2 tRNA genes and 2 rRNA genes (2 of these 4 only partly in view) are annotated in these 2500 nt (G+C 49.0%); all 4 read right to left on the bottom strand.

What is annotated here, in order from left to right:
- Nucleotides 1-708 (bottom strand): 23S ribosomal RNA (locus ACFQ1K_RS14365) (it extends 2104 nt beyond the left edge of the window).
- Nucleotides 709-863: 155 nt separating this feature from the next.
- A tRNA-Ala gene (locus ACFQ1K_RS14360) sits at nucleotides 864-937 on the bottom strand.
- A gap of 78 nt (nucleotides 938-1015) precedes the next feature.
- A tRNA-Ile gene (locus tag ACFQ1K_RS14355) sits at nucleotides 1016-1089 on the bottom strand.
- A gap of 93 nt (nucleotides 1090-1182) precedes the next feature.
- Nucleotides 1183-2500, bottom strand: a 16S ribosomal RNA gene (locus ACFQ1K_RS14350); it runs 345 nt beyond the window's last position.
- Together the 16S and 23S rRNA genes with 2 tRNA genes alongside form the textbook arrangement of a ribosomal RNA operon.

The following is a 2500-nucleotide window of genomic DNA, read 5'->3' as shown; positions in this document are numbered from 1 at the left end:
CACACGGTTTCGCGTCTACCACTACTAACTAAGCGCCCTGTTCAGACTCGCTTTCGCTACGGATCCGCACCTGAAGTGCTTAACCTTGCTAGCAACGGTAACTCGTAGGCTCATTATGCAAAAGGCACGCCGTCACGGATAAATCCGCTCCGACCGCTTGTAAGCGTATGGTTTCAGGTTCTATTTCACTCCCTTATTCAGGGTTCTTTTCACCTTTCCCTCACGGTACTAGTTCACTATCGGTCTCTCAGGAGTATTTAGCCTTATCGGATGGTCCCGACTAATTCATACAGGGTTTCACGTGCCCCGCACTACTCAGGATACTGCTATCTTACCATGCTTTACCTATACCGGGCTATCACCGTCTCTGGCCTGTCTTTCCAAACAGTTCTAGTTCATTCTGGCTCGAATGTCGCAGTCCTACAACCCCAGCATTGCCGTAACAATACTGGTTTGGGCTATTCCGCGTTCGCTCGCCGCTACTAGCGGAATCACTTTTGTTTTCTTCTCCTCCGGGTACTTAGATGTTTCAGTTCTCCGGGTTCGCCTCCTTTCGGATAACATGTCTTCAACATGCTGGGTTGCCCCATTCGGATATCTGCGGATCGATCTGTATGTGCCAGTCCCCGCAGCTTTTCGCAGCTTATCACGTCCTTCATCGCCTCTGAGAGCCTAGGCATTCCCCATACGCTCTTGTTTAGCTTATTGTACTTTTGTCTTTTTAATGAGTTATAATTGCTCGTTACAATTATTAATTTTATTAAATATTTCTATCTAATTTTCATGTATCTTTTTTCAATATGTCAATGAACTTGTGGCGAATCGCCACCGATAACAAAATCGGCAACGACGTTGAGCCGTAGTGGAGAATACCGGAGTCGAACCGGTGACCTCCTGCGTGCAAGGCAGGCGCTCTAGCCAGCTGAGCTAATTCCCCATATACTAGTAGTTAGTACATAGTAGTTAGTAGTTTACCAAACTACCCTCTCAACTTCTAGAATTTCCTTTAATTTAGTAGTCTCAGGCAGACTCGAACTGCCGACCTCTACATTATCAGTGTAGCGCTCTAACCAGCTGAGCTATGAGACTCTACTTAATTATTGATATCTTAAATTAACAGCAAGAGAACAGAACCAAATGTTTCCTCGTTTTGATAGCTTCCTATCAGTCGTCTTTCTCTAGAAAGGAGGTGTTCCAGCCGCACCTTCCGGTACGGCTACCTTGTTACGACTTAGCCCTAGTTACCGATTTTACCCTAGGCCGCTCCTTGCGGTGACGGACTTCAGGCACTCCCAGCTTCCATGGCTTGACGGGCGGTGTGTACAAGGCCCGGGAACGTATTCACCGCATCATGGCTGATATGCGATTACTAGCGATTCCAGCTTCACGGAGTCGAGTTGCAGACTCCGATCCGAACTGTGATAGGCTTTATAGATTCGCTCCTTCTCGCGAAGTGGCTGCTCTCTGTACCTACCATTGTAGCACGTGTGTAGCCCAGGACGTAAGGGCCGTGATGATTTGACGTCATCCCCACCTTCCTCACGGTTTGCACCGGCAGTCTTGCTAGAGTTCCCGACATTACTCGCTGGCAACTAACAACAGGGGTTGCGCTCGTTATAGGACTTAACCTGACACCTCACGGCACGAGCTGACGACAACCATGCAGCACCTTGTAGATGGTCCGAAGAAATAGCTGTCTCCAGCTAATGCAATCTACATTTAAGCCCTGGTAAGGTTCCTCGCGTATCATCGAATTAAACCACATGCTCCACCGCTTGTGCGGGCCCCCGTCAATTCCTTTGAGTTTCATTCTTGCGAACGTACTCCCCAGGTGGGTCACTTATCACTTTCGCTTAGCCACTCAGACCGAAGTCCGAACAGCTAGTGACCATCGTTTACGGCGTGGACTACCGGGGTATCTAATCCCGTTCGCTCCCCACGCTTTCGTCCATCAGTGTCAATGTATCGTTAGTGATCTGCCTTCGCAATCGGTATTCTATGTAATATCTATGCATTTCACCGCTACACTACATATTCTAACCACTTCACGATAATTCAAGACCGGCAGTATCAAAGGCAGTTCTACAGTTGAGCTGCAGGATTTCACCTCTGACTGACCGATCCACCTACGGACCCTTTAAACCCAATGATTCCGGATAACGCTTGCATCCTCCGTATTACCGCGGCTGCTGGCACGGAGTTAGCCGATGCTTATTCTTACGGTACCGTCAGCCACCTACACGTAGGTGGGTTTCTTCCCGTACAAAAGCAGTTTACAACCCATAGGGCAGTCTTCCTGCACGCGGCATGGCTGGATCAGGCTTTCGCCCATTGTCCAATATTCCTCACTGCTGCCTCCCGTAGGAGTCTGGTCCGTGTCTCAGTACCAGTGTGGGGGATCCCCCTCTCAGGGCCCCTATCTATCGTTGCCATGGTGTGCCGTTACCACACCATCTAGCTAATAGAACGCATACTCATCTCTTACCGTCGAAACTTTAAC

Source organism: Winogradskyella aquimaris (genome assembly GCF_042676105.1).
Taxonomy (GTDB): domain Bacteria; phylum Bacteroidota; class Bacteroidia; order Flavobacteriales; family Flavobacteriaceae; genus Winogradskyella; species Winogradskyella aquimaris.
The sequence above is the reverse complement of the archived record's forward strand: the minus strand, read 5'-3'. Positions and strand labels throughout refer to the sequence as shown.